Annotated in this window: 21 protein-coding genes and 2 tRNA genes; 13 read left to right on the forward strand and 10 right to left on the reverse strand. The window is 65.2% G+C overall.

What is annotated here, in order from left to right:
• Window positions 1-8 precede the first annotated feature (8 nt).
• The 6 genes from ACVWY5_RS42605 to ACVWY5_RS42630 form a co-directional block, all read right to left on the reverse strand.
• The gene (locus tag ACVWY5_RS42605; protein ID WP_028333726.1) at window positions 9-3,521 is read right to left on the reverse strand and encodes a PAS domain-containing hybrid sensor histidine kinase/response regulator; all 3,513 of its coding nucleotides are present in this window, start codon (window positions 3,519-3,521) and stop codon (window positions 9-11) included.
• 116 nt (window positions 3,522-3,637) lie between these two features.
• Window positions 3,638-4,867: a 5-aminolevulinate synthase gene (hemA, locus tag ACVWY5_RS42610; protein ID WP_028333725.1), complete on the reverse strand. Its 1,230-nt coding sequence runs from the start codon at window positions 4,865-4,867 to the stop codon at window positions 3,638-3,640.
• Between the two features lie 185 nt (window positions 4,868-5,052).
• The gene (locus ACVWY5_RS42615) at window positions 5,053-6,117 is read right to left on the reverse strand and encodes an MBL fold metallo-hydrolase (protein ID WP_028333724.1); all 1,065 of its coding nucleotides are present in this window, start codon (window positions 6,115-6,117) and stop codon (window positions 5,053-5,055) included.
• Window positions 6,118-6,399: 282 nt separating this feature from the next.
• Window positions 6,400-8,544 (reverse strand): methyl-accepting chemotaxis protein, encoded by a 2,145-nt coding sequence (locus tag ACVWY5_RS42620; protein ID WP_028333723.1) that lies wholly within the window; start codon window positions 8,542-8,544, stop codon window positions 6,400-6,402.
• A gap of 351 nt (window positions 8,545-8,895) precedes the next feature.
• Complete coding sequence (locus ACVWY5_RS42625; protein WP_028333722.1) at window positions 8,896-9,639, reverse strand: outer membrane protein; 744 nt, start codon at window positions 9,637-9,639, stop codon at window positions 8,896-8,898.
• 329 nt (window positions 9,640-9,968) lie between these two features.
• A complete protein-coding gene (locus tag ACVWY5_RS42630) occupies window positions 9,969-10,289 on the reverse strand; it encodes a hypothetical protein (RefSeq protein ID WP_028333721.1) in 321 nt (106 codons plus the stop codon).
• A gap of 203 nt (window positions 10,290-10,492) precedes the next feature.
• On the opposite strand from ACVWY5_RS42630, the gene ACVWY5_RS42635 reads away from it, so the two are divergent.
• Window positions 10,493-10,618, forward strand: coding sequence for a hypothetical protein (locus ACVWY5_RS42635; protein ID WP_283089253.1), 126 nt, complete (start codon window positions 10,493-10,495; stop codon window positions 10,616-10,618).
• Between the two features lie 176 nt (window positions 10,619-10,794).
• Here the strand turns inward: ACVWY5_RS42635 and ACVWY5_RS42640 are convergent, their stop codons facing one another.
• Together ACVWY5_RS42640 and ACVWY5_RS42645 are read right to left on the reverse strand one after the other, a co-directional pair.
• Window positions 10,795-11,985: a hypothetical protein gene (locus ACVWY5_RS42640; RefSeq protein WP_028333720.1), complete on the reverse strand. Its 1,191-nt coding sequence runs from the start codon at window positions 11,983-11,985 to the stop codon at window positions 10,795-10,797.
• A 197-nt stretch (window positions 11,986-12,182) separates the two neighbouring features.
• Window positions 12,183-12,257 (reverse strand) — tRNA-Thr (locus tag ACVWY5_RS42645).
• A 315-nt stretch (window positions 12,258-12,572) separates the two neighbouring features.
• Between ACVWY5_RS42645 and ACVWY5_RS42650 the strand changes: the two genes are divergently transcribed.
• From ACVWY5_RS42650 to ACVWY5_RS42705, 12 genes are all read left to right on the forward strand, one after another.
• A complete protein-coding gene (locus ACVWY5_RS42650) occupies window positions 12,573-12,809 on the forward strand; it encodes a hypothetical protein (RefSeq protein ID WP_283089254.1) in 237 nt (78 codons plus the stop codon).
• Window positions 12,810-12,966: 157 nt separating this feature from the next.
• Window positions 12,967-14,667: an FAD-dependent oxidoreductase gene (locus tag ACVWY5_RS42655; RefSeq protein WP_051376116.1), complete on the forward strand. Its 1,701-nt coding sequence runs from the start codon at window positions 12,967-12,969 to the stop codon at window positions 14,665-14,667.
• A gap of 8 nt (window positions 14,668-14,675) precedes the next feature.
• Entirely contained in the window at window positions 14,676-14,987 is a 312-nt protein-coding gene (locus ACVWY5_RS42660) for a UBP-type zinc finger domain-containing protein (protein ID WP_028333718.1), read from the forward strand.
• A gap of 176 nt (window positions 14,988-15,163) precedes the next feature.
• On the forward strand, window positions 15,164-15,664 hold the full coding sequence (locus ACVWY5_RS42665; RefSeq protein WP_038377410.1) for a hypothetical protein: 501 nt from the start codon (window positions 15,164-15,166) through the stop codon (window positions 15,662-15,664).
• Window positions 15,665-15,813: 149 nt separating this feature from the next.
• Window positions 15,814-16,638 (forward strand): alpha/beta fold hydrolase, encoded by an 825-nt coding sequence (locus ACVWY5_RS42670; RefSeq protein ID WP_028333716.1) that lies wholly within the window; start codon window positions 15,814-15,816, stop codon window positions 16,636-16,638.
• Window positions 16,639-16,967: 329 nt separating this feature from the next.
• Window positions 16,968-17,396, forward strand: a complete 429-nt coding sequence (locus tag ACVWY5_RS42675) for a DUF2948 family protein (protein WP_028333715.1) — start codon at window positions 16,968-16,970, stop codon at window positions 17,394-17,396.
• Between the two features lie 104 nt (window positions 17,397-17,500).
• Window positions 17,501-18,796: a histidinol dehydrogenase gene (gene hisD / locus ACVWY5_RS42680; RefSeq protein WP_028333714.1), complete on the forward strand. Its 1,296-nt coding sequence runs from the start codon at window positions 17,501-17,503 to the stop codon at window positions 18,794-18,796.
• Entirely contained in the window at window positions 18,793-19,299 is a 507-nt protein-coding gene (locus ACVWY5_RS42685; protein WP_016841326.1) for a UPF0262 family protein, read from the forward strand. Before hisD ends, ACVWY5_RS42685 begins: the two co-directional genes overlap by 4 nt.
• A gap of 159 nt (window positions 19,300-19,458) precedes the next feature.
• A complete protein-coding gene (locus tag ACVWY5_RS42690) occupies window positions 19,459-19,923 on the forward strand; it encodes an arsenate-mycothiol transferase ArsC (RefSeq protein WP_028333713.1) in 465 nt (154 codons plus the stop codon).
• 198 nt (window positions 19,924-20,121) lie between these two features.
• Window positions 20,122-20,751 (forward strand): Maf-like protein, encoded by a 630-nt coding sequence (locus ACVWY5_RS42695; protein WP_018269043.1) that lies wholly within the window; start codon window positions 20,122-20,124, stop codon window positions 20,749-20,751.
• 190 nt (window positions 20,752-20,941) lie between these two features.
• Window positions 20,942-21,124 (forward strand): DNA gyrase inhibitor YacG, encoded by a 183-nt coding sequence (yacG, locus tag ACVWY5_RS42700; RefSeq protein WP_028333712.1) that lies wholly within the window; start codon window positions 20,942-20,944, stop codon window positions 21,122-21,124.
• Window positions 21,125-21,264: 140 nt separating this feature from the next.
• Window positions 21,265-21,340 (forward strand) — tRNA-Phe (locus tag ACVWY5_RS42705).
• Window positions 21,341-21,378: 38 nt separating this feature from the next.
• On the opposite strand, the gene ACVWY5_RS42710 is transcribed toward ACVWY5_RS42705, so the two are convergent.
• Both ACVWY5_RS42710 and ACVWY5_RS42715 read right to left on the reverse strand, forming a co-directional pair.
• Window positions 21,379-23,127, reverse strand: coding sequence for a TRAP transporter large permease (locus ACVWY5_RS42710; RefSeq protein ID WP_028333711.1), 1,749 nt, complete (start codon window positions 23,125-23,127; stop codon window positions 21,379-21,381).
• Window positions 23,124-23,792, reverse strand: coding sequence for a TRAP transporter small permease subunit (locus ACVWY5_RS42715; protein WP_028333710.1), 669 nt, complete (start codon window positions 23,790-23,792; stop codon window positions 23,124-23,126). The genes ACVWY5_RS42710 and ACVWY5_RS42715 overlap by 4 nt, the downstream gene beginning before the upstream one ends.
• Between the last annotated feature and the right edge of the window lie 91 nt (window positions 23,793-23,883).

The following is a 23,883-nucleotide window of genomic DNA, read 5'->3' on the forward strand; positions in this document are numbered from 1 at the left end:
GCCGCGCGCTACTCCGCCGCCGCGACCATCTGCTGGGTGCGCCACTGTCCGAGCAGGGCGCGCAGCGAGGCGGGTTTGACCGGCTTGTTCAGCACCGCGATGTTCTCCTCGCGCGCGGCGGCGCGCACCGCCGGACTGCGGTCGGCGGTAATCAGGATCGCCGGAATGCCGTCGCCGAAGCGGCGGCGGATCTCGCGGATCGCGGCGACGCCGTTGCCGCGGTCGAGATGGTAGTCGACCAGGACGCCGGTGACGCGGCCGCCGGCGGCCTCGATCGCGCTGATCGCGCCGTCGGCGTCGAGCACCGCGATCACCTCGGCGTCCCACGCCGTCAGCAGCGTCTTCATGCCGTCGAGGATGGCGGGATCGTTCTCGATGCAGACGATCAGCGAGCCGCTCATCGGCGTCTTCGACAGCGGCGTAGCGGTGGTGACGGCCGCAGTATGGTTGACCGCGGTCGCGACCGGCACGGTGACCGAGAACGCCGAGCCGCCGCTGACATTGGCCGAGATTGCGATGCGGTGGTTGAGCACCCGCGCCAGCCGTTCGACGATCGACAGGCCGAGACCGAGGCCGCGGGCGATCCGGGCGCCCTGCTCGAGGCGGTGGAATTCCTTGAAGATCTCACCGCGCTTCTGCACGGGAATGCCGACGCCGGTGTCGAAGATGCTGATCTGGAGCGTGGTGCCGCGGCGGCGGCAGCCGATCAAGACGCGGCCGCGCGGGGTATATTTGATCGCGTTGGAGATGAAGTTCTGCAGCAGCCTGCGCAGCAGCGAGCGGTCGGATTCGACCGGCAGCGAGCAGGCCACGAAGCGCAGGTCGAGGCCCTTGTCGCGGGCGATCGGCATGAACTCGATCTCCAGCGAGCGCATCAGGTCGGCCATCCGGAAGCTCGTGATCGCCGGCGTCATGGCGCCGGCATCGAGCCTGGAAATGTCGAGCAGCGCGCCCAGAATGTCCTCGATCGCTTCGAGCGAGTCGTCGATGTTCTCGACCAGGCGCGAATCCTCGCCGCCGTTCTGGCGCTCGACCAGGCTCGTGACGTAGAGGCGCGCCGCATTGAGCGGCTGCAGGATGTCGTGGCTGGCGGCCGCCAGGAACCGCGTCTTGGAGGCGTTGGCGTCTTCCGCGATGCCCTTGGCGAGCGCCAGCTCCGAGTTCAGCCGCGTCAGCTCCTCGGTGCGGTCGCGCACCCGCTTTTCCAGCGTCGCGTTGGCGCGCTCCAGCGCCTCTGCCGCCTCGAAGCTCGGCGTGACGTCGGAGAAGGTGATGACGAGCCCGCCGCCCGGCATGCGGTTGGCACGTACCTCGATCACCAGATGGCGGTCGGTGAAGCGTTCCAGATAAGGCTCGCCCTCGGTGGTGTAGGCGCGCAGGCGGGCCTGCAGCAGGCTGTCGGCGTCGCCGGCCGCGGGCGGACTGATCGCGCCCATGAATTCGAGGATCTCGGACAGCGGGATGCCGAGTTGCACCAGATGCTGCGGCAGCCCCAGCAATTCGGAGAACTGGCGGTTGGAACAGATCAGCTGCAGATCGGCGTCGAACACCGCGATGCCCTGGCGCACGTGATTGAGCGCGGTCTGCAGGATCTCGCGGTTGAAGTGCAGGGCGGCGTGGGAGTCGTCGAGCAGTTTCAACGCGGCCTTGGCCGACACCGTGCGCCGCTGCAGCAGCAGCGACATCACGAGGCGCGAGGACGCCGCCCCGATCGAGGAGGCGATCAACCGCTCGGCATGCTGCAGCAGCTCGAAATCGGCCGGCGCCGACGCCAGCAGCACGATGTTGCGGTCGACGGCGAAGGAAGCGAAGGCCTCGCGGGTGCGGTCGGGGCCGAGATATTGCGTCACCGTGCTCTGGATGTCCTCCACCGTCACCGTGGTGCGCCAGCGCCGGAAGCTGGGCGCGATCGGGGCCAGCGCGTTGGGCACGAACACGTCGGCCTGCAACAGCTCGATCGAGGACGGCGCGCGCGCCAGCGAGAACAGCACATAGGTGAGGATGTTGAGCGCAAGGCTCCACAGCACGCCGTGCAGCAGCGGCGGCAGGTCGGCGCCGAACAGCGCCTGCGGCCGCAACGCCTCGATCCCGAACGGCCCGTGCTGCAGCAGCATCAGGCCGGCGGTCGAGTTCTCCAGGAAGCTCGGGATGAACAGCGTGTAGAGCCACGTCGCGAAGCCGACCAGCATGCCCGCCATGGCGCCGCGTGCGGTGGCTCTGCGCCAGAACAGGCCGCCGAAGAACGCCGGCGCCAGCTGGGTGATCGCGGCAAACGACAACAGGCCGATCGCGACCAGCTGGGTGTTGCCGAGCGCGCGATAGTAGAAATACGCCAACACCATGATGGCGAAGATCGAGAAGCGGCGCGCCTTCAGCAGGAAATCGCCAAAGTCCTTCTGGCCGGCGCTGGCGTCGTCGCTGCGCGGCAACACCAGCGGCAGCACGATGTCGTTGGAGACCATGATCGACAGCGCGACGCATTCGACGATCACCATCGCGGTCGCCGCCGACAGCCCGCCGACGAACACGGCGAGGCTGAGCAATTGCGAATTGCCCTCGATCGGCAGCGCCAGCACGAACATGTCGGCATCGACCGCGCCGAACGGGAAGATGACGAGGCCGGCGATCGCGATCGGAATCACGAACAGGTTGATGGCGACAAGGTAGAGCGGGAACAGCCAGCGCGCCCGGGTGACTTCGGCGGGCGTCGAATTCTCCACCACGCTGACATGGAACTGGCGCGGCAGCAGCATGACCGCGCAGAACGACAGCAGCGTCATGATCAGGAAATTGCCGATCGACGGCACATATTCGATCGCGCGCACCGCCTCCGGCGTCTTCAGGGCGCGCTCGTAGAGCTCGACCGGAGAGAACATCCAGAAGGTGACGAAGGCGCCGGCGGCGATGAAGGCGACCAGCTTGACGATGGACTCGGCCGCGATCGCGAGGATCAGGCCGTGCTGGTGCTCGGTCGCGTCGGTGTGGCGGGTGCCAAACAGCACCGCGAACACCGCCATCGCCAGTGTCACCATCAGCGCGATGTCGCCGATCACAGGGATTTTCGAGAACGCCTGGTCCTCGCTCAGGATGGTCTCCAGCGACGCCGCCACCGCCTTCAGCTGCAGCGCGATGTAGGGCACCGAGCCGATGATCGCGATCAGCGCCACGGTCGCCGCCACCGCCTGGCTCTTGCCGTAGCGCGCGGCGATGAAGTCGGCGATCGAGGTGATGTTTTGCGACTTGGCGAGCGCGATCACCCGGCGCAGCAGCGGCGTGCACAGCCCGACCATCACGATCGGGCCGACATAGATCGCCAGGAAGTCGATGCTGGTGCGGGTAGCGAAGCCGACCGAGCCGAAGAAGGTCCAGGAGGTGCAGTAGATCGCCATCGACAGCGGATAGATCCACTGGCTGGCGCGGCCGCGCTCGCCGGGCGACGTGCGATCGCCGCGGCTGGCAATGAAGAACAACAATCCGATGTAGGCGAACGCCGTGGCGATTACGCCCCAGTCGTGCAGCATCGCTGCTCATCTCCTGTCCCGGCCGCTGGGGAAGGGCCGGTTGTCAGGATTATAACGCAAAGGGCCGGCCGCGCGATGCACGGCCGGCCCAAATTAGGGGTCGGAAACGGATAGGGTTACTCGGCGGCCAGCGACTTCTGGTGCAGGGGCAGGCCGAGCCGGTCCCAGACCTGGAGCAGCGCCTCGGCCAGCGCGTCGATCAGGCCGTCGTCATGGTAGGGCGAGGGCGTGATGCGCAGCCGCTCGGTGCCCTTGGCGACCGTCGGATAGTTGATCGGCTGGATGTAGATGCCGTGGTCCTCGAGCAGCAGGTCGGAGGCCCGCTTGCACTTCTCGGGATCGCCGACGAACAGCGGCACGATATGGGTGTCGCTCGACATCACAGGCAGGCCGGCGGCGGTCAGGATCGCCTTGGTGCGGGCAGCCCGGTCCTGGTGGCGCTCGCGCTCCCAGTTCGAGGTCTTCAGGTGCCGGATCGCAGCCGTCGCGGCCGAGCAGATTGCCGGCGGCAGCGCGGTCGTGAAGATGAAGCCCGGCGCATAGGAGCGCACCGCGTCGATGACCTCGGCGCGGCCTGCAATGTAGCCGCCGAGGCAGCCGAAGGCTTTTGCCAGCGTGCCCTCGACGATATCGATCCGGTGCATCACGCCGTCGCGCTCGGCGATGCCGCCGCCGCGCGGGCCGTACATGCCGACCGCATGCACTTCGTCGAGATAGGTCATGGCGCCGTATTTCTCGGCGAGATCGCAGATCTTGCCGAGCGGCGCGACGTCGCCGTCCATCGAATAAAGGCTCTCGCAGACGATCAGCTTCGGCCGGTCGGGACCGGCGGCGATCAAGAGCTCCTCGAGATGCGCGACGTCGTTGTGACGGAAGATCTGGCGTTCGCAGCCGGCCTGGCGCACGCCTTCGATCATCGAATTGTGGTTCAGCGCGTCCGACAGGATCAGGCAGTTCGGGATCAGCTTGGCGAGCGTCGAGATACCGGTCTGGTTCGAGACATAGCCCGAGGTGAACAGCAGCGAGGCTTCCTTGCCGTGGAGGTCGGCGAGTTCCGCCTCGAGCTGCACCAGCGGATGATGGGTGCCCGCGATGTTGCGGGTGCCGCCGGCGCCGGTGCCGACCCGGGTCGCGGTCTCGACCATGGCGCCGACCACCTTGGGGTGCTGGCCCATGCCGAGATAGTCGTTGGAGCACCAGATCACGACGTTGCGGCTGCCCTTCGGCGAATGCCAGGTGGCGTGCGGGAAGCGTCCCGCGATCCGTTCGAGGTCGGCGAACACCCGGTAGCGCCGCTCGTCATGCAGGCGGTTGAGGGCGGTATTGAAGAACTGGCTGTAATCCATCGGCAAACCCAGAAAGCGGAACCTGACCGGAATGACTGCTTCTTCTTAGAGCTTTTCCAGCTCTAATGTCCATGCATTGACCCACATCTGGGCATGCGCCGCAGTTGGGCAAATTGCCCTAGCTGGGGACCGTTCGGCTCGATTTCGGTCATATCGCCGGGCGACGCTTGCCGCCCGGCCGGGGCTCAGGTCGTCTTGAAGCGCAGCATGCCGTCGGCGTGCATCTCGGCCGTCAGGCGGCCCTCGACCAGCATGTAGTTGACATGGGCGACCAGCTCGCCGGCGGCAAAGCCCATCTGGTGCTCGTCCAGCACGTGCTTGTGGAACACCACCGGCACCAGCTCCTTGGAGGTCTGCGGCACCTCGCGGCAGGCCTCGGCGATCAGCCGGCAGCGCTCCTCATGGTGATCGGCGAGCTGCTTGATCCGGGTCTTCAGCCCGTAGAACGGCACGCCGTGGCCCGGCAGCACCATCACGTCGTAGGGCAGGGTGGTGGTCAGGCTCGCCAGCGAGGCCAGATATTCGCCGAGCGAGTTCTGCTCGGGCTCGACCGCCCAGACGCTGACATTGGGCGAGATCTTGCTCAGCACCTGGTCGGCGGACAGGAACAGCTTGTCGGCCGCGCAATACAGCATCACCTGGTCGAGCGCGTGGCCGCCGCCGGTGATCACCTTGAAGCGCCGCGTGCCGATCACGACCTCGTCGCCGTGGGTGAGGCGGTGATAGGACGGCGGCAGCACCGACACGCGCTTCAGGTAATCCTGGCCGCGGCCGAGCAGCTTCTCGGTGAGGTCCTCATCCATGCCGTGGCGGCGGAAGAACAGCCGCTGCGCGTTGCGCCGCTCCTCGGTGCCGCGGTTCTGGTGATAAACCGACTGCAGATATTCCACCTGCGACATGAACAGCGGGCAGCCGAAGCGCTCGGTGATCCAGCCGGCGAGACCGACATGGTCGGGATGCGAATGCGTCACGATCAGGCGGGTGACCTTGACGTGCTTCAGCGGCCCCTCGAACAGCGTGGTCCAGGCCGCGATCGATTCCTCATTGCCGAAGCCGGCATCCACCATGGTCCAGCCGTCGCCGTCGGCGAGCAGATAGACGTTCACATGGTTGAGGCGGAACGGCAGCTTCAGCCGCGCCCACAGCACGCCGGGAGCCACCTCCACGACCTGGTCGTGGCCGGGATGGTTCTCCCAGGGGTATCGCAGTGCCTCCGCCGAGGAGTGCACGGGGTCGGTCTTCTTGTCCATGCTACGGGCTTAGCGGCACATTGCCCGCCGCGCCAGCCGAAAAATCAGATAGTCGTCCGGAGAAAGCGATGGGAAATCGCCGGAATTCCGTAGCCCGGATCAAACGAAGCGTAAGCCGGGTTCTGTCTTCTCCTTCCCCCCTGAAAGGGGGAAGGTTGGGATGGGGGTCAGCCGCAGGCGACGCTGCAAGCCGAGAGAGCGGATCCCCACCCGCTTTGCTCTGAAGAGCAAAGCGACCTCCCCTTTTCAAGGGGAGGTCAGAGCTGCAATTTCGCGCGCAATCTACGCCGCGCGGATGTTCGACAGGAAGCCGTCGATCTCCGAGCGCAGCACGTCGGCCTCGCGGCGCAGTGCGTCGGAGGCGCTCAGCACCTCGCCGGCGGCGGTGCCCGCCTCGGCCGAGGCGGTCGAGACGCCGACGATGTTGCTCGACACCTCGCTGGTGCCGCCCGCCGCATGCTGGATGTTGCGGGCGATCTCGCGGGTCGCCGCACCCTGCTGCTCGACCGCGGCGGCGATCGCGGTGGTGACGTCGTTGATCTCGCCGATCGTGCTCGAGATGTTGCGGATGGCCGAGACGGCCGTCGTCGTCACCTCCTGCATGCTGACGATCTGCTGGCGGATTTCCTCGGTCGCTTTTGCGGTCTGGCTCGCGAGGTTCTTCACCTCGGAGGCGACCACGGCAAAGCCGCGGCCGGCCTCGCCGGCGCGCGCCGCCTCGATGGTGGCGTTGAGCGCGAGCAGATTGGTCTGCGAGGCGATGGTCTGGATCAGGTCGACCACGACGCTGATGCGTGCGGCATTGTCGGCGAGCCCCTGCATCGTGCTGTCGGTGGCGCTGGCTTCCTCCACCGCCTTGCGGGCGATCTCCGCCGAGGTGACGACCTGGCGGCCGATCTCCTGGATCGAGGACGACAGCTCCTCGGTGCCGGCCGACACCGTCTGCACGTTGACCGAGGTTTCCTCGGCGGCCGACGCGACGGCGTTGACCAGCGCGCTCGACTGGTCGGCGGTCGCCGACATGCTCTGCGCGGTCGACTGCATCGAGTTCGCCGCGGTCTGCAGACTGCCGAGCGCGCTGCGGACGTTGGATTCGAACGTGACGATCTGCGCTTCCATGCGCGAGGCGCGCTCCGCCTTGGCGCTGCGGTCCTTGTTCTGGGTTTCCGTGAGCTCGCGGCTCTCGACCATGCTCTCGCGGAACACCTGCAGCGCGTCGGCCATGACGGCGATCTCGTCGCGCTGGCGGCTCTGCGGGATCTCAGTGTCGAGGTCGCCGTCGGACAATAGCTGCATCGAGCGCTGCAGGCCGCGGATGCGGCGCAGGATGTTGCGTCCGACATAGAGCCAGACGAACAGGAACGAGCCGACCAGGGTCAGCGCGCCGAGGCCGATCATCACCATGGTGGCGAGCGAGATCTGATGCCGCGCCTGGAAGGTCGAACTGTCGGTCTCCTTCTGCACCGCGTCGACCAGCTGCTGGACGCTGATGCCGAGCCCGACATTGAGCTTGCGCGTCTCTTCCAGGATGGTCTGGCCGTAGTCGATCGCGTCGAGCTCCTTCTGGCGGATCTTGAACACGCCGGTCTTGCCTTCGCCGAGCACCAGCAGCCGCGAGGCGGTGTCGCGCACCGCCACGATCGAGGGATTGTTCGGGAGGTCCTCGAGGTTGGACTTGATGCGTTCGCGCCCCTTCTTGAATTCGGCCTCGATCGCATCGAGCGTCTCGCTGGAATTGGCCGACAGCGCCGCGGTCATGTCGGCGGCCATCAGATTGCCGGCGGCGAGCACGTTGCTGATCTGGCCGACGGTGCGGGCCGCTTCAGTGGCGTCGTCCGCGGACACCTCGGCCGCGGCGAGGATGGCGTTGAGCCGGGTCTGCGCGTCGAGCATCGCGGGACTGGCGGCGGAGACGAACGCTGCCTGCGCCTTGCGCAGCGCGTTGTACTGCTTGTCGCGCAGCGCGCCGACCTCGAGCCGCTCGCGCGCCGCCGAGATCAGGCTCTTGGTCGCCTCGTCGGTGTTCTTGACGTTCTCCTGCAGCGCGCTGACCACGGATTTGTCGGCGCCGAGCTCGATGATCTCGCCAAGCTTGGCGTTGGTGAGCCGCGCGACGTCCTGCACCTTCCTGGTGCGATCGTTCAGTGCGTCCTCGCTCTGCACGGCGAGCAGGCCGGGGCCTTGCGCCGCCAGCGAAGCGCTTTGCGCGGCCAGTTGCAGGCTGGCGGCAAGCCGCGGAATGTCGCGGCCAGAGAGATCGGTCATGGTGCCGCCGAGCCGATGCAGCACGATGCCGGCGCCTGCGCTGATCACCAGCGCCATGCCTGCGATGACAGCGAATGCCGCGAACAGGCTGCCCCTGACGCCCATCTGCGGCAGATGGATACGCTTGAGATTTGGTTTGCCGAGCTTGAACCGAAACGCCATTGCCCCTGTGCCCCCTGGCCCACTACGCTTGGCCACTACCTTGGCCACTACTCTTGGATGTTTCCCCGGCGCGGGAGTATCGGTGCGGCCGGTTAACAAAATCGGGAAAATTGCGACGATCTGCGGGATTTTTCAGGGCTGCCGCGCAGCAGGCCGTCCTGGTTCGCTGTGCGGAATCGATGCACGGATCGGATGCAAAAAGGCCGGCTTGCGCCGGCCTTTTCCACTTTTGGTTGTGGGGCGTATTCTCAATAGCGTTTTCGAGCGAAGTGGGTACCGGTTCGCGTGAAGAAAACGCGTCAAACAAAGATCCAGAGCCCCCGTTCCGATGCAATCGGAACGGGGATGGCTCTAGTAGCGGCCGTAAGCGGGGCCGCCGAGGTTGCCGAGATTGAAGCGGTAGTTGAGGCCCGCCTTCACCGTGTGCTCGTCGTTGTGGAAGCTGCCGACCGGCACCAGCGCGCCCGGCGCGGTGAAGCGGCTGTCGCCGAAGTCATAGTACTGGTACTCGACCTTGGCCGACCAGTTCGGCGCGAACATGTATTCGGCGCCGCCGCCGATGGTCCAGCCGTTGCTGTGGTTGTCGCTGAGCCTGAAGCCGACCGGCGCGCCGCCCAGCGTCACCGTTTCGTTGTTGTCGGAATAGGCATAACCGCCCTTCACATAGATCAGGCCCGGACCCCAGGTGTAGCCGACGCGGCCGGTGATCGAGCCGATGCCGCGCTGGTTGTTGTTGTAGACGTAGCCGCCCGGGAAGATCGCGTTGAGCTGATGGCCGCCGACCCAGGAATACTGGCCTTCGAGGCCGATCACCCACATCGGCGACAGCTGCCAGTCATAGCCGGCCTGCACGCCGCCCATGAAGCGGGCGTCGGAGTCGGACAGCGCGAGGCCGTTGAAGTTGTTGTTCTGGGAGAACACGCCGCCGAGATGGCCGCCGAGATAGAAGCCGGTCCAGTTGTAGAGCGGAGCGGCGTAAACAGGCGCGGGCGCCTTCTGATAATAGCCACGGTTGAAATCGGCGGCGTTGGCGGTCGCGCCAAAGGCAGCGACGGCCGCCGCGACGGCGGCGGTTGCGAGCAGGAACTTCTTCATAGGGGCAGTCTCCGGACAAGTCATGAGGCGCAGCGTGAATGGCGCCATCCACGGCGATGCGTTAGACCGCATTTGAATAAAATGCAGTCACCGGAACGCTGCTCGGAGCGTTAAGTCGCAGCCTTTGCGGCGAAACGTTTTGTTGTGCCTAACGAACGCTTAAGGTGGAATGAAGCAAGGCTTAACGCGGTGCGCATGAGCCGCCTTTCCTGTTAACCAAGCCGCCGGCTGGAGCATGATCCGGAAAAGTGCGAAGCGGTTTTCCGAAGCGATCATGCTCGAACAAGGAGCTGAAGCGCGCTGACGATTCAACTCAATCTCATCGCGCTTCAGGCCAGTCGTTTGCGCACATCGTCGCGCATCTGCTGGCGGAACGCCTGGCGGCGCGCGGCGCGATCCCTGACCGGAACGTCGTGGCGATCGAACACGTCGAACTTCTCCAGGATCGGATAGTGCTCGCTCGCCATCGCCAGCACGCGCAGCAGGGCGGCAACCTTCGGGGTCGGGCCGCTGACTTCCCATCTGCGCAGCTTCTCGGCGCCGCCGGCGGCCGATAACCCGCACAGCTTGGCCATGTCAGCCGCCGTCAGCTCGCGGCCCAGCGCCTCGCCGAGATGTTCGCGCAGTTTCTTCAGTTCTGGGCCGGTCACGCTTGGTCCGCTCCGCGATGGCAAAATGTGAAGTGAGTCACATGACGTGCTCGAGGCGCGGGTTATACGCCACGCAGTCGACTTCTAGAGCCTTTTCCGTTCCGATTGAATCGGAACGGGGCTCCAGATTCTTGTTTTGACGCGTTTTCTTCACGCGAAGGGGTACCCACTTCGCTCGAAAACGCTTCTGAAAGGAAACCATCATGCACGGCATCATCGAAAGCCTCAGCCCCGAACACGATCAGATCGATTGGAAATGGGTCGGCAGTATGTTCGCGTTCTACGTCGTGCTGACGATCGGCGGGATGGGCGCGCTGCTGGCGCGTTGATCCGCGGAAGCAGTGCGAAGGGCCGATTGCGCGGATAGCGATCATGATAGAGCGGTCACGTGACGGCTCAGGCCCGGCGGTAGCCGCCGCAACCGGATCGCATAATCCTCCCCGAGAGGCGGTAGCCACGTCCTACCGGCGCCTCCGTTCGGCGCCGACAGGGTGTGTTCAGATCATCAGCGTGAAGCGAGAGCGTTGGCCATGCGGGCAGATGTGCCGGGCGGCCTTGTCAAAGACCGTGCAGCGACCGCGGGTGCGGATGGCGTCGCATTGGTCGGCCAGGCACCAGGGAACGGCGGAGCGAAATGGTGCGCCTTCAGAGCGGCGATTTCCCATGAGTTCAGACAGGTTTTCCCGCCATACTCCGTCGAGTTGTAGAAGGCGTGAAATCCGATACCGAGAGCCGAGGCGAAGCGGTCTCCCTTGGTCGCTCCATCCACATAGCTTCTGAGCTTGGCGCAGAACTTGGGCAGATTTGCCGACCAGGGAGAATCAACCGCATTCTGGGCATTGTTGAATTGGCTTTGAAGCTCGCCGTAGCGATCGGAAAAGGCCCTGTCCACTTCGAGCCAGCCGTTTCCGCCGTCAATATCCGGCCCGGTGTCACGCACGATCTTGTCGATCGAGATGACGGTCTTTCGGCCGCTTCTGTAGCTGATGTTGCTGGCGGTTGACCTGATCTCATACTGCCTGGGATCGGGCGATCTGGTTTCCGCAAACGACGCCATGATCGAGTTCACCCCGTTGTTGAGCGTGGTGATGGCGTTGCTGTTCTTCTCCAAATAGGAGACGACAGGAACGATCGCCGATCCAATACCGGTGCCCGTGGCCAAGGAGCCCAACGCGACGGCACTGGTGCCGACCGTCGCAATCCCGCTCACAAACTTCGTCGGGTCGTTGAATCGAATGGTGTCCGACTGCTTGTATTCAAAGTGCAGCCTTACTTTCGCGTTCGCCGGAACGTCGGTGATGATGGTGCCTTCGCAGTTCTGAATTTGAACGTCGCCAAAGTTGGCTTTCGCTATGATCGGCACTTTGACCTGCTTGGTCTGGTCACTCTTGGCGTTCGGGAACGTGACGACGGCCGCAAGGGCGACAGACCGGTCGTGAATATTGAACCCATCCTGGAATATGTTGCCGGTTCGCTTCGCTCCGACCCAGCCCGACGCCACGTTGTTCAGGCTCTGCGCATCATCGCAGAGATTACGGACCTTGAGATCGTATTCGAAGACGTCCCTGGGACTGTCGAAGGCTCTTATGACCGGCGGCGAGCCCGAAGCACGCTCAATATCGACCAACTCAAAGCCCAATGCGGACGAGGATGCCAACAGCGCAAGAGCCGTCGGCAGCAAGGTTTTGATGCGCACGTGAAATCCCCCAATTCCCAATCGTATTGCGGAGTCTTGAAATTCGCCATGTAACTACAGTTACATAGAAGTATAGCTCCGGCCGAAAATCAACCAAAAGTAGATTTTCGTACGGAAGAACGGAGGGCTGTTGAGGGGGTAGTGGGATCAGGGCGGGCGGGGAGGTCTTCGGCTCAGTCGCAGTGCGATGAAGATCCTGGTGCTGCCAGACAGGATTGAACTGTCGACCTCTCCATTACCAATGGAGTGCTCTACCACTGAGCTACGGCAGCATGCCCGGGAAAAATTGAATCGGCCCCGAGGGCCCGTCCAAGCGGGCGGTTCTTGCCACAGGCCTCCCTTTGGCGCAAGCGAAACAGCGCCCCTGTCGCCCTTGAAATCGGCAGAAATCGACGGCCTCGCCGTTGATTCCGGCCAATCCTGGCCGATTTCGGCCGGATTGGGTTCCCGATCGCGCCGAAACTATTCCGATCCGCGCTTGCCGCCGAATCATATCGCCGCAACTGGCCGACCGGGCAGGGTGCGCGGGCATCCGCCATTGGCTATGCTCACCTCGCGCAGGGCGGCGGCGGTTCGAGAGTTTTGCAATGACAGGCGATCAGGACAGAGGCGGCGGGCAGGCCGGAGCCCGCGTGAAGGATTCACGACAGGATCGTCTCAAGCTGGCGCTGCGCGAAAACCTGAAGCGGCGGAAATCGCAGGCGCGCGGTCGTGATGATGCGGCCTCTTCCGAAGCCGCCCATGGTTCGCTAGATGGCGGCCCGGTAGATGACGGCTCGCTGGACGACGATGGCGGAAGCGAGCCTGGCAAAGTGACAGGCTAAAGCCGCGGTTCTGATCCAATGAGAACTTCCGCATGGCGCAAGTGATGAGGGTACGTCGTTCCGGGGCGCGAAGCGAACCCGGAACCTCGAGATTCCGGGTTCGTGCTTCGCACGCCCCGGAATGACGAACGTAGGCAAAGAGAAGCGGGTCGCCGACATGGCTGTAGTAGAAGACACGACAATCAACCGGCTGAGCGCAACCGCCTACGCCTTCCCGCGCCATGAGCAGACCTTTCCGACCCTGACCGCGCAAGAGATCGAGCGGATGCGCCGCTTCGGCGAGCCGCGCGCATACCAGGACGGCGAGGCGCTGTTCGAGACCGGCAAGCCCGGGCCCGGCATGTTCGTGGTGCTGTCGGGCAATGTCTCGATCACCCAGCGCGACGGCCTCGGCCATGTCGCGCCGATCATCGACCAGGGACCGGGCCAGTTCCTCGCCGAGATCGGCCAGCTCTCCGGCCGCCCGGCGCTGGTCGACGGCCATGCCGATGGGGTGGTCGAGACGCTGCTGTTGCCGCCCGACCGGCTGCGCGCGCTTTTGGTTGCGGAGGCCGATCTCGGCGAGCGCATCATGCGAGCGCTGATCCTGCGCCGCGTCAGCCTGATCCAGGGCGGCGCCGGCGGGCCGGTGCTGATCGGCCCCGCCTCGGTCGGCAATATGGCCTCGCTGCAGAATTTTTTGGCGCGCAACGGCCAGCCGCACCACTTGCTCGACCCCGAGACCGACAAGGATGCCGCCGACCTCGTCGCGCGCTATTCGCCGACGCGCGCCGAGCTGCCGCTGGTGGTCTGTCCCAACGGCACGGTGCTGCGCAATCCTTCCGAGACCGCGCTTGCGATGGCGCTCGGCATGATCGGCAACAGCGCGCATGAAAAACTCTACGATGTCGCCGTGGTCGGCAGCGGCCCGGCCGGGCTTGCCACCGCGGTCTATGCGGCATCGGAAGGCCTGTCGGTTGCGGTGTTCGATTCCCGCGCCTTCGGCGGCCAGGCCGGGGCCAGCATGCGCATCGAAAACTATCTGGGCTTTCCGACCGGCATCTCCGGCCAGGCGCTGGCCGGGCGCGCCTTCAACCAGGCGCAGAAATTCGGCGCCGAGATGCTGATCCCGGTCTCGATCAAATCGCTCGACTGCACGAAAGCGTCCGGCGCATTCGTGCTCGACACCGCGTGCGGGCATACGCTGCGCGCGAAATCCGTGGTGGTCGCCAGCGGGGCGCGCTATCGCCGGCCCGAGATCGACAATCTCGATGCCTTTGAAGGCCGCGGCGTCTGGTACTGGGCCTCGCCGATCGAGGCCCGGCTCTGCGCCAACCAGGACGTCGTGTTGGTCGGCGGCGGCAACTCCGCGGGACAGGCGGCGGTGTTCCTGTCGGCGCATGCCCGCAGGGTCAACATGATGATCCGCGGCGGCGGGCTCGGGGCCAGCATGTCGCGCTATTTGATCGAGCGCATCGAGGCGACGCCGAACATCGAATTGATGTTCAACACCGAGGTGATCGGGCTCGACGGCGCGGAGACGCTGCAGCGGGTGCGCTGGCGCAGCCGGCTCGCGCCCGACGAGTTCACCATGGATATCCGCAATCTCTTTTTGTTTGTCGGCGCCGATCCGGCGACCGGCTGGCTCGAGGGCTGCGGCGTGCAGGTCGACCGCGGCGGCTTCGTGATGACCGGCGTGCAGACCGGCGAGGGCGCGCGCGCCGTGCCGCTGCTCGAGACCACGGTGCCCGGCGTGTTCGCGGTCGGCGACGTCCGCTCCGGATCGGTCAAGCGCGTCGGCGGCGCGATCGGCGAGGGTGCGCAAGTCGTCGCCGCGCTGCACGGCTATCTCGCTGACGCGGGCAGTCCGACGCTGTAGGAGGCATGATGTCGAAAGGCTGCATCCATATCGCCGGCATCCAGGATGTCACGCCGAGCGCGCTCGGCTGCGAGGAATGCCTGAAGAGCGGCAGCCGCTGGCTGCATTTGCGCATCTGCCGCACTTGCGGCCATGTCGGCTGCTGCGACGATTCGCCGAACCGGCATGCGACCGCGCATTTCCACGCCACCGGCCATCCCGTGATCGAGGGCTACGATCCGCCGGAAGGCTGGGGCTGGTGCTATGTCGACGAGGTGCTGTTCGACCTGTCGAAGCGCAAGACGCCGCATAACGGACCGATCCCGCGCTATTATCGATGAGGCTTCTTACACGGAGCACGTGCCGCATCGTGTGACATGCGTGCGAAAATTTTCAGCAATTGCCGGCGCCGGCAAAATTTTTCATGAGATGTCGGCCGTCCTGCCATCGAAGCATGTAGCAATTTTCCGTCACGCATCGTAACCTCGCACGTGGGTCTCAACGGGGAGTGCGCCACATGACGACATTGGTGCTCGTGCACGTCATTATCAGCCTGATTGCAATCGTCGCCGGCGTGCTCGTGATGTTCGGGCTGCTCGGCTCGCGCGCGATGCCGGGGCTGACCGCGATCTTCCTCGTGCTCACGATCCTGACCAGCGCCACCGGCTTCGTGATTCCGCCTTTGGTGACCGAGAAGCTGTTGCCGTCGCACATCATCGGCGGGCTTTCGCTGGTGCTGCTCGCGATCGCCTGCATTGCGCTCTATGCGATGCAGCTCAAGGGCGCCTGGCGTCCGATCTATATCGTGACCGCGATGGTCTCGCTCTATCTCAACGTCTTCGTGCTGGTCATCCAGAGCTTCCTCAAGGTGCCGGCGTTGCAGGCGCTGGCGCCGGCCGTGCCGCCGAACCCGCCATCCGGGCCGGTCTTTGCCGTGGTGCAGGGCATCGTGCTGGTGTTCTTCGTCCTGGTGACCATCGGTGCCTGGCGCCGGTTCAGGCCGGTCACGTTCGCCTGATCCGACAAGCCTTCGTCATTCCCCGGTGCGCAATTGCGCACCTGGGGGCGACGCGCAGCGTCGAACCCGGAATCTCGCAATCCAATATCTGGATTCCGGGTTCACGCTGCGCGTGCCCCGGAATGACGAATACAAGAGGAGCAATTCAAATGCCCACCATCACCACCAAAGACGGCGTCGAGATATTCTACAAGGATTGGGGCTCGGGGCAGCCGATCGTGTTCAGCCATGGCTGGCCGCTGTCGTCGGACGACTGGGACGCGCAGATGCTGTTCTTCGTGGGGCACGGCTTTCGCGTCGTCGCCCACGACCGCCGCGGCCACGGCCGCTCCGCCCAGGTCGCCGACGGCCATGACATGGATCACTACGCCGACGACCTCGCTTCCGTCACCGCGCATCTCGATCTGAAGAACGCCGTGCATGTCGGTCATTCCACCGGGGGCGGCGAGGTGGTGCACTATATCGCCCGCCACGGCGAGAGCCGGGTGGCGAAGGCGGCGATCCTGAGCGCGGTGCCGCCGTTGATGGTGCAGACGGCGAACAATCCCGGCGGCCTGCCGAAATCGGTGTTCGACGGCTTGCAGGCCCGGCTCGCCGCCAACCGCTCGCAATTCTACCGCGACCTGCCGGCCGGGCCGTTCTACGGCTACAACCGGCCCGGCGCAAAACCGTCGGAAGCCGTGATCCAGAACTGGTGGCGGCAGGGCATGATGGGCGGCGCCAAGGCGCATTACGACGGCATCGTCGCGTTCTCGCAGACCGACTTCACCGAGGATCTGAAGAAGATCAACGTGCCGGTGCTGGTGATGCATGGCGACGACGACCAGATCGTGCCCTACGCCGACTCAGCCCCGCTCTCGGCCAAGCTTCTGAAGAACGGCACGCTGAAGACCTACAAGGGTTTTCCGCACGGCATGCCGACCACGGAGGCCGAGACCATCAACGCCGACCTGCTGGCGTTCATCAAGGGCTGAGGCGGCCGGCGCTGCGCGTCGTACCGCTTGTCACAACGCCGCGCAGCTTCACCGCCTCCAAAGTGAGGCAGCCACCGACGGTAGGGTTCCCGCCTGGCGGGGGCCATTGTGAGCGAGGGGGCTCGCGATTTCTGAATATTAGAAAATTACCCCTGATTTGCCCGACGTGTCAAGTTGCCTTGTCGAACGCCGCCGCCGTCATCTCCTTTGCATGGGGTTGTTTTCTATATTTTGGCCGTGCGCTCCCCGGTTCCCTTGAGCAGGGTTTCCTTGAGGCCACGTGGTACCTCTTGGTACCTCTTGGGCCGCAAGGCGTTATAACCACCGTCATGTCCCCACCCGCGCCGCTGAAGCTGATCGCCCTCGATGCCGATGACCTCGCGGTCATCTCGGCCCATGTGCAGGACGCCCGCGTCCAGCCCTCCGACATCGTCTGGCGCCAGGACGAGAAGCGGCTCGTGGTCGGCCTGAACCGGCTGGACTGGGAGCAGACCCTGTCGGGGGGCACCTGCTCGCGGCGGCTGATCGCCGCGCTCAGGTTCGACCGGGTGCTGGCATGCAAGTCGCGCAATATCGACCTGGAGGCCCCGGAAGCCACCCTGGAACTGCTCGGGATCGAGTTCTATGCCTCCGACCCGCCGGGCGGCAGCGCGCTCCTGATGTTCGGCCATGGCGGGGCGCTGCGGCTGGATGTCGAGTGCCTGGAGTGCGAACTGACCGATCTTGGCACCGACGATCTCGGCGTGGCGCCGGGGTAGTCACCGTCGCCCCGGCCTTCGCCGGGATGACGACGCACAGGGTTGACGGCCATTATCCGTCGCGCCATTGAGCAGGGACCCGAATTCCTCCTAAGAAAGCCGTCATGCCCGTTCGCCTGGACCGACAGAGCGCCGATTTCGAGCAGCGATTCCGCGATTTCCTGGCGGCCAAGCGCGAGGTGTCGGCCGACGTCGAGCGCGCCACCCGCGCCATCGTCGACGACGTGGCGGCCCGCGGCGATGCGGCGCTGCTCGAGGCGACCAAAAAGTTCGACCGGCTCGATATCGAGGCGGCCGGCCTGCGCATTACCGCAGCCGAGATCGACGCCGCGGTTGCGGCCTGTGACCCCAAGACCGTCGAGGCCCTGAGATTCGCGCGCGACCGGATCGAGACCTTCCACCGCCGCCAGTTGCCGAAGGACGAGCGCTTCACCGATGCCGCCGGCGTCGAACTCGGCTGGCGCTGGAGCGCGGTCGATGCGGTCGGGCTCTATGTGCCCGGCGGCACCGCGGCCTATCCGTCCTCGGTGCTGATGAACGCGGTGCCGGCAAAGGTCGCCGGCGTGCCGCGGGTGGTGATGGTGGTGCCGGCGCCGGACGGCAAGCTCAACCCGCTGGTGCTCGCCGCCGCCCATCTCGGCGGCGTGTCCGAAATCTACCGCGTCGGCGGCGCCCAGGCGGTGGCGGCGCTGGCCTACGGCACCGCGACGATCGCGCCGGTCGCCAAGATCGTCGGCCCCGGCAACGCCTATGTCGCCGCGGCCAAACGGCTGGTGTTCGGCAAGGTCGGCATCGACATGATCGCCGGGCCCTCCGAGGTGCTGGTCATCGCCGACGACACCGGCAATGCCGACTGGATCGCGGCCGATCTCCTGGCGCAGGCTGAGCATGACGTCAGCGCGCAGTCGATCCTGATCACCGACAGTGCACGGCTCGCCGCCGACGTCGAGCGCGCGGTCGAGGCGCAGCTTGCGACGCTGCCGCGCGCCGAGATCGCCCGCACCTCGTGGAACGACTTCGGTGCTGTGATCAAGGTGGCAAAACTCGACGACGCGGTCGAGCTCGCCAATGCGATCGCGGCCGAGCATCTCGAGATCATGACCGCGGACGCCGAGGGCCTGTCGAACAAGGTCCGCAACGCCGGGGCGATCTTCCTCGGGGCCCATACGCCGGAGGCGATCGGCGATTATGTCGGCGGCTCCAACCACGTGCTGCCGACCGCACGATCGGCGCGGTTCTCTTCCGGCCTCGGGGTGCTTGACTTCATGAAGCGAACCTCGATCCTGCGGTGCGGGCCGGATCAGCTCCGTGCGCTCGGGCCCGCCGCGATGACGCTCGGCCAGGCCGAGGGTCTCGATGCCCATTCACGTTCCGTCGGATTGCGCCTCAACCTCTCATGAACAAGCCACCAGACGACGAGGATTCCAACAATCGCATCGTCGCGGTGACGCTCGACGAGGAATCGATCGGCCGTTCCGGGCCCGATATCGAGCATGAGCGGGCGATCGCGATCTACGATCTGATCGAGCAGAACCTGTTCGCGCCCGAGGGCGCCGCCGGGCCGGGGCCTTACACCCTGCATATCGCGATCACCGGCAACCGGCTGATGTTCGATATCCGCAAGGAGGACGGCGCGCCGGTGGTCGCACATCTGTTGTCGCTGACCCCGTTCCGCCGCGTCGTGAAGGACTACTTCATGATCTGCGACAGCTACTATCAGGCGATCCGGACCGCGACGCCGGACAAGATCGAGGCGATCGACATGGGCCGCCGCGGCATCCATGACGAGGGCTCGCGCACGCTGCAGGAACGGCTCAAGGGCAAGGTGCGCGTCGATTTCGAGACCGCGCGGCGGCTGTTCACGCTGATCACCGTGCTGCACTGGAAGGGTGAAGGCGCATGATCCCGACCCGGAGGGCCGCGTTAGCGCAAAGTGGATACCGGTTTTCGGTCGCGACAAACGCGTGTGTTTGCGCGGAGGTCATGCGCCGGAAGACGGGGCGCGTGATCGGTGACGCGATGATTGACGGGGGCGTACCCCGATCGAAAAAAGCCTGATCGCATGCAAGCGCCGCGCGCGCGCCATCCCCAGGCCGTGCTGTTCGCATGCGGCCTGAACAGCGTGCGGTCGCCGATGGCCGAAAGCCTGCTGCAGCAGATGTTTCCGCAAGGCCTCTATGTTCGCTCGGCCGGCGTCAAGAAGGGTGAGCTCGACCCGTTCGCCGTCTCGGTGATGGCCGAACTCGGCCAGGACATTTCCAGCCACAAGCCGCAAACCTTCGAGGAACTCGAGGACTGGGAGGGGCTGAACTTCGATCTCATCATCACGCTGTCGCCGGAGGCGCACCACAGGGCGCTGGATCTCACCCGCACGCTCGCCGCCGATGTCGAATACTGGCCGACGCAGGATCCGACCGGCACCAGCGGCAATCGCGAGCAGAAACTCGCCGCCTACCGCGAAGTCTGCGACGGCCTGTTGCTGCGCATCCGCCGCCGCTTTGCCAAGGCCGGCGCGGCAAACCTGTGAGGCTCGGCGAGGCAAGGGGACCGGCGTGTTCCGATTCGCAGAACCGCCGCTTGTCGCCAGACTGACAAACAGCTGTGCTTATGGGGCCTTGTCTCCAGGCGGGGGCGCGATTCGCGGCCGGTTCCAAGGTTGTGCATCCATGCCCCATCCGATAGGTTCCGCCCGCGTCCGTCCCCCCGATTCAGCCCAAAAGCCCGCATGCTAGGCCGTCCCAAATTCGTTCTTGCTTCCGGTTCGCCGCGGCGGCTGGCCCTGCTCAACCAGGCCGGCATCGAGCCCGATGCGCTGCGCCCGGCCGATGTCGACGAGACCCCGCGGCGGGGCGAGTTGCCGCGCGCCTGCGCCAACCGCCTGGCGCGCGCCAAGGCCGACGCGGCGCTGAAGTCGGTGCATCTTGACGACGACCTGCGCGGCTCCTTCATCATTGCCGCCGACACCGTGGTGGCGGTCGGCCGCCGCATCCTGCCCAAGGCCAATCTGGTCGACGAGGCCGCGCAGTGCCTGCGGCTGCTGTCGGGCCGCAATCACCGCGTCTACACCGCGATCTGCGTGGTGACGCCGCGCGAGGCATTCCGTCAGCGTCTGGTCGAAACGCGCGTGCGCTTCAAGCGGCTCAGCGAGGACGACATCCAGGCCTATATCGGCTCCGGCGAATGGCGCGGCAAAGCCGGCGGCTACGCGGTGCAGGGCATTGCCGGATCGTTCGTGGTCAAGATGGTCGGCTCCTACACCAATGTGGTCGGCCTGCCGCTCTACGAGACCGTGACCTTGCTCGGCGGCGAGGGCTTTCCGATCCGCCACGGCTGGCTTAACTCCGTCGCGGTGTAGCGCTGATCAGACATTCTTCCTGCGCCGCATCGGCTCTGCACCTCTCCCCTTGTGGGAGCGGCCACATCGCATCGCAGATGCGATTCGGGTGAGGGGTCTGTCTCCGCGGACGGAGGGAAGTGACCTGCGGCGAACGTGGAACATGCGACCGCCTCCTCGATTGCCAGTTGATATAGACTCCGTCCCAGCCATGACTGACCAAGCCCGAACGCCCCCGGCCACCCCGCGCGCCTGCCCGATCTGCGGCAAGCCGGTCGAGCAGGCCTTCCGCCCGTTCTGCTCGGCGCGCTGCCGCGACGTCGACCTCAACCGCTGGCTGACCGGCCGCTATGTCGTGCCCGGCCGCGAGGACGACGCGGAGGACCCGGAATAGCCCAGATTTCCCAACAAGTTGGGGAAAGAGTGCCGGGCGGGCCGAGCCCGGCGAAGCGTTTCGCGAAGCCGGGTGGACACGACGCTCCGACCTCTCTATAAACCGCCCGCTCGCTCCGGCCTTTTCGGCCCCGCGGGTATGCCCAGGTAGCTCAGTTGGTAGAGCATGCGACTGAAAATCGCAGTGTCGGTGGTTCGATCCCGCCCCTGGGCACCATTTCCGTTTGACCAGCGCCCGGTGCTCCCCGCTGCGCTTCAACTCGCGTACAAATAGTTCGGCAGCCACAGCGTCATGCCGGGCCAGAGATACATGATCACCATGCACAGGATCACGATCAGCATGTAGGGCATCATGCCGGCGAATATCTGGTTCAGCGTAACGTGCTTCGGGGCGACGCCCTTGAGATAGAACGCCGACATCGCGACCGGCGGCGACAGGAACGCGGCCTGCAAGTTCACGAACACCAGCGTGCCCCAAAGGATCGGATCGATGTTGAAGTGCTTCAGCATCGGCAGGAAGATCGGCACGAAGATGATGATGATCTCGGTCCATTCGAGCGGCCAGCCCAGCAAGAAGATGATCGCCTGCGACAAGATCATGAACTGCACGGGCGTCATGTTGAGCGACAGCACCCAGCTTTCCAGCAGCGCCTGACCGCCGAGAATGGCGAACACCGCCGAGAACAGCGCCGAGCCGACGAACAGCCAGCAGACCATCGCGGTCGTCTTTGCGGTCAGGAACACCGCTTCCTTGGTGCGCTTCCAGTCGAGCGTGCGGGCGTGGAAAGCGAGGATGAAGGCGCCGGCGGCGCCGACGCCGGCGGACTCGGTCGCGGTCGTGATGCCGAACAGGATCACCCCCAGCACCACGACGGTGAGGATGCCGAGCGGCATCACCGACGACGTCAAGAGCTTCAACACTTCGAAGCGTTCGCCGTCCATGCGCAAGTAAGAGCGCGCCGTCCACGCCGCCAGCACGGCGACTGAGATCGCGAACCAGACGTAGAACTGGGTGTCCGGTCCCTTTTCAGCGGGCGACAGCTCCTTCGGCTCGACCGGGCTGCCGAGCTGCTGCAGGCCTTCGACGGCTCCGCTCGCGGCGCCGGCCTGCTGGTGGATCACGACGTACCACCAGACCGTGCCGAGCGCGGCTGCGGTCATCAGGAACGGCACCAGCGAAATGAGGAAGTTCTGCACGATCGCGCCATAGCCCATCGGCTTGCCGTCGATCTGGAGCGTCTTCGCCTTTGCGGGCGAGAGCAGCGCCTGGAACAGGCCGACGAACAGGTTCGGCGAATACAGCGCCGCGAAATTCCTGATCCATTCGGGCACGTTGACGCGGGTCTGCTCCTCCGCCAGCGGCGGGGCGATCTTCGGGTTGATCATCGCCCAGCCCACGACATAGACAAGGTAGAGGAACGCCAGGAAGAAGCCGGGAAGCATCGCCGCCGCATAGAGCTTGACCACGGACTGGCCGGCGACCGCGGCATAGACGATGATCATCACCGAAGGCGGGATCAGGATGCCGAGCGTGCCGCCCGCGGTGATGACGCCGGAGGCGAGCTTCACGTCATAACCGGCGCGCAGCATCGGGTTGAAGGCGATCACGCCCATCAGCACCACCACCGCGCCGACGAGCCCGGAGGCGATGCCCCAGAACGTGCACACGATCAGGGTCGCGACCGCGAGCGAGGCGGGCAGGCGGCGGAAGGCGAGCTGGATCGAATAGAACATCTTGTCGACGAGGGCGCCGCGCTCCATCACATAGCCCATCAGCACGAACAACGGGATGGAGATCAGCACGTCGTTGGTCATCGCGCCGTAGGTGCGCTGGACCATCAGCTCGAAAACCTTGTTGTGCGTCCAGTTCTGCGACGGGTCGTAGAAGGCGATGAAGCCGAAGAACATGCCAAGGCCCATCAGCGTAAACGCCGTGGCAAAGCCCATCATGATGACGACGACGATGAGCGTCAGCATCAACAGGCCGAGCGCGGGATCGCTCATGTGTTCAGGTCCCCGCCCATGCCGCGTTGCCGCGCCATTTCATCGATGCGCGCCGCGCCCTCGATGGCGAGCTTGCGCGATTCCTCGTCCACGAATTCAGAGTGCGCGAGCTGCTCCCCGATGACGTCGGTCTCGGCGACGTCGGCAAGCCGGCTCGGCCATTCGCCGGTCTTCAGGCACACGATGCAGCGGATGATCTCGCCGATCCCCTGCAGCATGATCAGCGCGCCCGCGATCGGGATGACGGTCTTGAAGTGGTAGACCGGCGGGCCGTCCGCCGTGACGTTGGAATGCTCGTTGATGTGCCAGGAATCCGCGGCGTAGAAATAGCCTGCATAGATCAGCGCGGCGATGCCCGGAATGAAGAACACGAAGTAGAGAACGAGATCGAGCGTGGCCTGCGTGCGCGGCCGCATCGAGGAGTACAGGAAGTCGCCGCGGACATGGGCATTCTGCGCCAGCGTATAGGCGCCGCACAGCATGAACAGAGACCCGTACAGCATGTTCTCGGCGTCGAAGATCCATGCCGTCGGCATGTTCGCGGCGTAGCGCTTGAACACTTCGATGCAGACGACGCTCATCAGGACGATCATCAGCCAGGCGGTCGCCTTGCCGACCCAGGTCGAGATGCCGTCGATCTTGTACAGTAAGCTCTGGACGCTCATGTGATACGGTTCGGCATAAAAACGATCCCAACATAGCACAAGGCTCCGTCCGGAGGGTGGTCCGGACGGCGCCCTTGCCGGGTTTATTTCG

This window comes from Bradyrhizobium sp. USDA 3256 (genome assembly GCF_054058275.1).